This is a genomic window from Corallococcus aberystwythensis (assembly GCF_003612165.1).
GTDB classification, from domain to species: Bacteria; Myxococcota; Myxococcia; order Myxococcales; family Myxococcaceae; genus Corallococcus; species Corallococcus aberystwythensis.
On record NZ_RAWK01000359.1, the window covers coordinates 1 to 8,017 of the forward strand.

Annotated in this window: 8 protein-coding genes; all 8 read right to left on the bottom strand. The window is 67.8% G+C overall.

Features of this window, described 5'->3' with window-relative positions; all coding sequences use genetic code 11:
- Positions 1–1,005: 1,005 nt before the first annotated feature.
- On the bottom strand, positions 1,006–1,476 hold the full coding sequence (locus tag D7W81_RS37410; RefSeq protein WP_120560154.1) for an SMI1/KNR4 family protein: 471 nt from the start codon (positions 1,474–1,476) through the stop codon (positions 1,006–1,008).
- Positions 1,477–1,486: 10 nt separating this feature from the next.
- Positions 1,487–2,128 (bottom strand): hypothetical protein, encoded by a 642-nt coding sequence (locus D7W81_RS37415; protein ID WP_120560161.1) that lies wholly within the window; start codon positions 2,126–2,128, stop codon positions 1,487–1,489.
- 35 nt (positions 2,129–2,163) lie between these two features.
- Positions 2,164–3,009 carry a DUF3626 domain-containing protein gene (locus D7W81_RS37420; protein WP_120560155.1) on the bottom strand — a complete coding sequence of 282 codons (846 nt, stop codon included), beginning with the start codon at positions 3,007–3,009 and terminating at the stop codon, positions 2,164–2,166.
- Between the two features lie 7 nt (positions 3,010–3,016).
- Entirely contained in the window at positions 3,017–4,114 is a 1,098-nt protein-coding gene (locus D7W81_RS37425; protein WP_120560156.1) for a glycosyltransferase family 4 protein, read from the bottom strand.
- 99 nt (positions 4,115–4,213) lie between these two features.
- Positions 4,214–5,497, bottom strand: coding sequence for a hemolysin family protein (locus D7W81_RS37430; protein ID WP_120560157.1), 1,284 nt, complete (start codon positions 5,495–5,497; stop codon positions 4,214–4,216).
- Positions 5,498–5,560: 63 nt separating this feature from the next.
- On the bottom strand, positions 5,561–5,989 hold the full coding sequence (locus D7W81_RS37435; RefSeq protein WP_120560158.1) for a response regulator: 429 nt from the start codon (positions 5,987–5,989) through the stop codon (positions 5,561–5,563).
- Positions 5,990–6,039: 50 nt separating this feature from the next.
- Entirely contained in the window at positions 6,040–6,891 is an 852-nt protein-coding gene (locus D7W81_RS37440; protein ID WP_120560159.1) for a metallophosphoesterase family protein, read from the bottom strand.
- A gap of 61 nt (positions 6,892–6,952) precedes the next feature.
- The coding region (locus D7W81_RS37445) for a glycosyltransferase (RefSeq protein ID WP_120560160.1) at positions 6,953–8,017 on the bottom strand (1,065 nt) is incomplete at its 5' end.

The window sequence follows — 8,017 nt, forward strand, 5'->3', positions numbered from 1 at the left end:
TCTTCCACGACCTCAAGCGCTTTCGCGCCGCCGCCACTCGTTACGACAAGACGGCGACCTGCTACCTCGCCGTCTTGCACGTTGCGTCCATGCTTCTCTGGCTGCGTTAATCAGGGACAGCCCCTAGCCAGCGCCGTCTCCACGAGGTCGCTGAATGACCCTGCGATGACCTTCACTTCTGGGGCCGTCTCGTGGAAGGCGTCCAACAACGGGCAACGGCTACTTTGAGGCTGAGCGATATCCACGCGCCAGGGTCGTGTCGACAAGCCATTGCGACTCCAGAGCTTTGATGGATGACGGCGCCGTCTCGATGATGAACTTGTCGAGAGCGGCGTGTCGACTCCCATCTGTGTCCCGATTTAGATCGTAACTGATGAGCAACACCGTGGAAGCACTCCTGTGGGCGTCACCACGATGGTGGCTTTTCAATCCTGGTTCGAAAAAGAGGAAAAAACACCCCATTGAAGGGATTGGCTGGGGAGCCCAAAATATGAGTGCGTAACACTCAGTCTTGCGCTGTTCTACTCGCGCCCCGGCAGGTCGTGTCCGCTCGGACAATCTGAGTCGCTTCGCCTGCACGGAGGCCAACCAGTTGCTCGGCCAGGCAGCGCTGAAGTCCGGTAGACGTTCGGCTGGTGCTGCTCAGGGGCCCGACTCAGCGCATCGGGGCGGGCCGCTGCTGATTTCAGCTCCTGTAGTTCTGAAGCCTTTCGTAGGCTTGCTCATACCGAGCACGACCGTGGCGGACTCGCTCCTCCGTCTGATGCTCAGCGGTAGTCACAAAACTGGCCGCGTCAGGCCGTGTGCTTTGCAAGAGCCTTAGCAACTGGAGGTCTGCCGTTAGTTCAGCTCTAGCCTCTTGGAACTCCTTGAGAAGCGATTCGCGCAATCCATCGTTGGTTGCCATTGGATCTCCTACCTGGTGAACGGCTCCGACCAGCTCCAACTATATTCTGAATGCGCGCAGGCGGCTGGTATCCCCTGTGCGTAACGTGCGGGCGGTGCTCACCCATCTAGCCAGAAGAACTCATCGCCGCTTGCCAGCGCCTTTGCCAGGAAATCCCCGAACGACGTCGCGATGACCTTCGTATGGGCCGCATCCGGAAACGTCCCGTGGTACCCATCGCGCATGGGGTAGGGCCCCCGGCGTTGGGCCACGTCCACCAGGACGAAGTCCGTGTCCTGAAGGTCCACGAGTGCGTACCAGTCTGGTGGCCCGTTGGTATCCTCGTCTCGCCCTTGGATTGCCACCCGTCCGCGGCGCACCTGGGCAAGGGGCAGGATCCAGAAATTGGTGTCTGGCCAGGACTTGAAGAGCGCGGCTCCGTCGCAGTGCAGGTAGAAGGAGCGGAGGTCCTCATCGAGCTTCCAGCCCACGCGTTCCTCAAACGCGGCGAGCTGCGCAGGCGTCGCGGGCGGGTTTGGGAAGTGGTGCCGGGTAAGCTCTGTCAACAGGCGCTGAATGTTTGTGGGCATGGCGGCGCACTCAATCCGCGTACGGGCGCTCAGGGCCGGGCGTCAGCCACTTCCCTCCGGGCGCGTAGCAGGCAGGGTACTCGGCGTTGATGACGGTGTGCACCTCATCTGGAACGGGGAGGATGTTCCCAGGCGCTGTCGGATCTCCTCCATGGAGGAAGTCCCTCAGGTGGTGGCCGGGCCACGCACGCCCTGCCGTGTTCGGCCAGGTGCCAAACTCCTTCGCCCACTCCTCACGGAAGCGGATGCGTGAGCGCGACCACACCTTCCGAAGACTTTCCGGGTCAGCGACCTTCGGGTAGTCGCAGCAGCAGTGGGTGATGGCGAGGCGGCCACCCGCCTCCGCAGGCATGAAGAGGTAGCGCCCCTTCCAGTCGCCCTTGAAGTCGGCCAGCCACATACAGCCCATGAGGGGGTAGCCCTGCGCGGCGCACTTCGACTCGCACCGTGAAAGGAACGCGGCACTGCACTGCCACGGCCCGTAGTAGATGGTCGTGCGCAGTTGGCCGCCGTCCGGGGTGGTGACAACCGGGCCCACGTACTTCGCGGCGGCGGGTCTCCCGGTAGTGCCAACAGTGGCCGAGCCGCACCCGACCAAGACGGTGAGGGCAATGGCACTCGCAGCGCGATACCGGAGGATCTTGGCGGCCATGGTGAGCATGAGCCTTGCTGAAACGTGGGAACGGCTCAACCACCCGGGGCGGGCCAATCCCAGGTCCTCCCGAAGCGGGCCAGGCAGTGCCAGAGCTTCTTGAGCGGCTGGGGTTCCACCGAGGCATCTGAACGCGCGCGGCCCAGGATGAACGGTGTGAGCCTTTCGTCGTCCGCGAGCCGCTCCGCGAGCCGCACGATGTCGTCACCCCGGTAGCCCGGGTGCTGGTGCAGCGCTCCCAACGTGACGGCGTATCCCGGATGCCACTCCAGGGGGACGGCCAGCGCGCGAGCTTCGTCCTCGACGGGCGTCCCCCGGTAGCTGGGGTCCAGGACCAGGGCCTCGATGTCCTCTGGAAGGCAGAGGTCGCCATGGACGTGGGCTTCGACATACCAGTCCAGTGGATCCTCAAGCGCGGTGGCCTCCGCCAGGTCCATCAGGGCCATCCGCTCGGAGGTCCCGAAGGCCGTGGGCTCGAAGACGCTGTCCGGGAAGCAGAAGCTGGAGCGGTCCAGCGCCGCCTCCGTCAGCCGGAAGTAGCCCGAGCCGAAGCGCGGCGAGCCTCCATATGCATCACCGCGGAAGTTCAGCGAGCCGTACTTGGGGCGCTCGCTTCCGCCGCGCTGATCATAGAAGCCGTTGAACAGGCGGCTCTCCCACTGCCACCGCGCTCCCTGGGGAAACGCCGTGAGCCCGCCGTTGCTCGTGCGCGTCTCGAACTGGGAGCGGTACCGGCCGTCACGCCGCATCGCGGGCAGGATGCCGCTGCCTTCAAAGACGGCATCCGGATGGAAGTGCAGGGTGACCCGGAACCGGCGATCCATCGGACCGCCCCGGGCCTGCTGGTGGACATGCTCCAGGGCGGGATGAAGGGAACGCATGTCCCGCTCAGACCCCCGTCACCTGACGGATGAACGCGAGCATCCGCGAGCACGTCGTGTCCAGATCCATGTGCTCCTCGGCCATGCGGCGGGACTCCAGCCCCATGGCCTCCAGCGTGTCCGGACGCTGCACCAGCATGTCCAGCGTGTTCGCCAGCGCTCCGTAGTCACCCACCGGCACGATGCGCCCGTCCACGCCGTCGCGCACCAGTTCGCCCACGCCGCCCGCGGGCGTGGACACCACGGCGAGCCCCGCGGCCTTCGCCTCCGCGATGGCCCACGACGACATGTCCGCCATCGTCGGCAACACGAAGAGGTCCGCTGCCTGCGCCAGGCCAATCAGCTCCGGTGAGTTCGGCTGCACGCCCACGTGGACACGCACCCCCGGCGGCGCCTCGAAGTGCGTGGACGTCACCAGGTCCAGCCGCCAGTTCTTCCGCCGCGTCTCCCGCGCCCAGCGCAGCAGCAGCTTGCCGCCCTTGCGCCCCAGGTCGCCTCCCACGAAGAGCAGCCGCACCACGCCGTCCCGGGGCTTCTTCTCCGGCGCGGGCCGCCACAGCGACGTGTCCACGCTGGGCCACACGACGTGCACGCTCTCATCGGGCACGCCGTACTCTTCCACCAGTGAGCGCTTGGTGAACTCGGAGAAGGACAGCATCCCCTTCGCGATGGCGTACGTGCGCCGGTGCAGCGCGTTCTTCGCCCGGCCCACCCAGCCCGCGTGCTGCGTGGGCAGGCCGTAGTAGCGCAGGTAGTCCTCCAGCCCGCTCGGCGTCGCGTCTGTGGAGATGACGCTCGGCACCCGGCGCATGAAGTCGTGCGCCAGGTGCGCCATCCGCTGCGTGTGCACCACCGCGGCCCGCACCGGTTCCCGGGCGAAGGCCTGGTTCAGCGCGCTGCGGGTCCGCAGCCCTCCGCGCACCGACAGCCGCGAGCGCACCAGCGGCAGCTGTTCCCAGACGTCATCCGCGTGCTCGTCGATGGGCAGCCACACCGGCGTGATGTCGTCGCGGCGCGCCAGCGCGCGCTGGAGGTTCTCCAGGAACACCGCGTTGCCGAGCGTCGTCTCGATGGCGAATGCGATGCGTGGGGGCGATGACGACATCCGCGGCGCGAGCCTCCCGGGGCCGGGGCTGACCCTTCCGGGCTTATATCGACCCGGCGCGTCATCACCAATGACGCCCTGGGGCACGCGTCCGGATTCTCACGCCTCTGGTTGCGCGGGCTGCTCCGGCAGGTGGAAGCGCACCTGGCCCACGCGGCGCGGCGACGCTTCCAGCACCTCCAGCACCGTGCCGTCCGCCAGGGACAGCCGCGCGCCCGGCTCCGGGATGGCGCCCCCCGCCAGCGCGATGCACAGGCCCGCGACGGTGGAGTAGTCCTCGCTCTCCTCCAGTTCCAGCCCCAGCGAGCGGTTCACCTCGCGCAGGCTCGCCTCGCCCTGCACCACGGCGAGGTTGGGGCCCTCGCGCCGGATGAGCACCTCGGGCGTCTCGGACTCGCTGAGGATGTCCCCCACCAGCTCCTCCACCAGGTCCTCCACCGTCACCAGCCCCACCACGCCGCCGTGCTCGTCCACCACGACGGCCAGCTGCATCCGCCGGCGCTGCAGCTCCTTCAGCGCTGGGATGGCGCGCATGGACTCCACCAGGAACAGCGGCGGGCGCAGCACGTCCTCCAGCACGATGAGGTTCGCTTCCCAGGCCACGCCCAGCAGGTCCTTGGCGACGATGTAGCCCACCACGTTGTCCAGCGTGCCCTCGTACACCGGCATCCGCGAGTGCCCGTGCTCCAGCAGCACCTGGCGGATCTCCTCCGGGTTCGCGTGCCGGCGCAGCGCGACGACGTGCTCGCGCGTCACCATCACCTCGCCCAGCGTCAGGTCGCCCAGCGCGAAGGCGCGCGACGCAATCTCTCCCGCGCGCGGATCCAGCGTGCCCTGCTTCGACGCCTCCGCCACCAGCTGCAGCAGCTCATCCGGAGACAGGCGCGACTCGGAGAAGTTCGTCCGGTCCCCGAAGAGCTTCAGCACCACGTTGGAGCTCGCGGTGAGGAACCACACCAGGGGCCGCATCACCCACGCCAACGCCTTGAGCGGACGGCCCAGCGTCAGCGCGTACTGTTCGGAGTAGCGCAGCGCCAGGGACTTGGGGACCAGCTCCCCCAGCACCAGCGACAGGTACGACACCAGCGCGACCACCAGCGCGAACGACACCTGTCTCGCCGTGGCCTCCGGCACCCCCAGCCCCGACAGCACCCCGGACAGCCGCTGCGCGATGCTCGCGCCGCCGAAGGCCGCCGCCGTGGAGCCAATCACCGTGATGCCAATTTGCACCGTGGCCAGCAGCCGCTCCGGATCATCCCGCAGCGCCGACACCGCCTTCGCGGACTTGCTGCCCTGCTCCAAGAGCTCCTTCAGCCGCGTCTTGCGCACGGACAACAGGCCCAGCTCGGCGCCGGCGAAGACGCCGTTGGCCAGCACCAGCAACAGGATGATGACGAGCTCCGTGACGATGGCGGACCTCCTGGCCGGCGGGGGACGCCTCCCGTCCTACACCCCCAGCGATTGCAGGAGGAGCGACAATTGATCCCGGCTCGCTCCCTTGGGCAGGTAGTAGTGGGGACCCGACATGAGTGCGCTGCCCACATCCTGGGCCGCCGCCGAGGTGAGGAAGACGATGCGCGGGTTCGTGGACGCACGCGGCAGCTTCTCCACCACCTCCAGGCCGCTCATGCCCGGCATGTTCAGGTCCAGCAGCATGACCTTGAAGCGCTCGCCCCGCTTGAGCGAGTCGAGCGCCTCCTGTCCGTCCGCTGCCTCGGTGGTCTCATAGCCGAGGTCCTCCAGGCTCACCCGGAGGAACTCCCGCCAGTCCGCGTCGTCATCCACGACCAGGACCTTCCGCGCTCCGTCATCCACCGCGAGTCGCCCCAAGCATCCTCCTGACCTGGGGAGAACCTTCCGGGGACCCGCTGGCATTCGCGGCACCTGCACCCAGCCCCGCCATGAGGCAGGCAGGCAGCCAGGCCCTAGAACAGCGCCATGCCCAGCTGGCCCACGAGGTACTGGAGGGCAGGCCTGACGTTGTGGACCGCCGTGCGCGGCCTGGCCGGCTCCGACGCCTGGCACCACTCCGCCTCGCCCACCAGCCGGCCAGCCATGTGGCTGAAGACGCGGAAGCGGCCCAGGTCCGTGCTGCTGCCGGAGTTGTAGACGCGCAGGGTTCGCTCACCCGGGCTGCCCAGGTCGGCTTCGCTGGGGATGTGCCGGTGGCCGTGCAGCACCAGGTCACACCGGCCGCCCACGCGCTCCAGCAGTCGGCTTCCCAACGCGAGCTCCGACGCGTGGGGCAGTCCGCACTTCGTGGCGATCCACTCCGGGAAGCTCTCCAGGGGCAGCGGCATCACGTGGTGGTGCAGCAGCACCGCGACCAGCGTGTCCTTCGGCGCGGCCTCCAGCGCGCGGTCCACTTCGTCCACGACGCCTTCCGTCAGTTCGCCATGGCTGTGGAAATAGTTGCGGTTGTGCTCACCGGTGGAGTCCACGCAGACCAGGAAGAGTCCTGCCTTCTCCACCGTGTGGACCTTGCGTCCCTCCATGAACCCGCTGCCGACATCCTCGCCGGGCCGGTCATGGTTGCCGGGGATGAAGGTGAGGCGTCCGGTCTCCATCCAGGGTGCGAAGTGTTCACGGAAGCGCTGGAACTCAGCGTGGGATCCGCGGTGCGTGAGGTCTCCCGTCACCACCACATGATCCACTTCCTGCGCCGCCAGGGCCTTCACCAGTGAGGACGCGGCGACGTCGCTCTCGCGGCTCATGTCCAGGTGAAGATCCGAAAGATGCGCCAGCTTCAGGGAGGCCATGCTGAAGGAGATAGGCATCGGTTCTTCGAGCGGCGAGGGTTGGTGTTCGAAGGATCGTCAAAAGTTGGGCCAGCGTCGTTCACCCCACCCCGTTGCTGGGGATCCACTCCGCCGCGGCCGTGTCACGCGCACGCATCGGCACCAGGCGCGTGCCTGACACCACGCGCAACCGCGTGCCGCGCCAGTCCACCGTGCGCCTGAACGCGCCGTGCCACCACGCGGCGAAGAGCAGCGCGTCCTTCACCAGCACCGCGGGCACCGCGCGCAGACCCACAGGCTGGGGCCTGAGCGCGCGGAACACCGCCACGTCCACCCAGACCTTGCCCAGCACCACCGCCAGCGCCGCCAGGCCCGTGAGCGCGGACGGGTGGATCAGCGCGCCCAGCACCGCGAGCGGAGCCGGGTTGAGGAGCGCCTGCGCCATGTACGTCGAGGGCGATACCGCTGTGCGGTGGATGACGCTCCAGCGCAGGTAGCGCTGGAAGAAGGCGTCCACGCCCTTGCGCAGGGACACGTTGAAGACAGGGGTGTGCGCCAGCACCACGCGCTTGTGAAGCTTGCGCGTCACCCACTGGCCGATGACGTAGTCCTCCGCCAGCACGTCCTTCACGGAGAAGAAGCCGCCCAGCGCCTCCACGTCCTCGCGGTGCAGCGCCATGGACTTGCCCACCACGATGTCCCGGTCCGCCAGGTGCTTCGCGGCGATCATCCCCGCCGCCGCGCTGGAGGACAGGTGGAGGTTGTCCAGGAGCGAACCGAAGGTCTTCTCACCCAGCCCCGCCACGGGGTGCGTCACGCAGCCCACGGTGGGGTCCTCGAAGGCGGCGGCGATCTCCTCCAGGTAGCCGTCGCCCACGCAGGTGTTGCTGTCGCTCACCACCCACAAGTCATGGCGGGCCTCTGATGACAGCGTCACCAGCTGGTTCACCTTGGGGTTCAAGCCGGGCTCGCCCACCTGGAGCACCACGCGCATGACGTGGGGCCACTTCGCCTCCGCGGCCTTCGCCACCGCGAAGGCCGGGTCGTGCGCGTCCTTCACGCCCAGGAGGACTTCGTAGTGGGGGTAGGGCAGCTGGGCGAACCGGGCGAGGTTCGCCTCCAGGTCGTCATCCACGCCGCACAGCGGCTTGAGGAGGGACAGGCC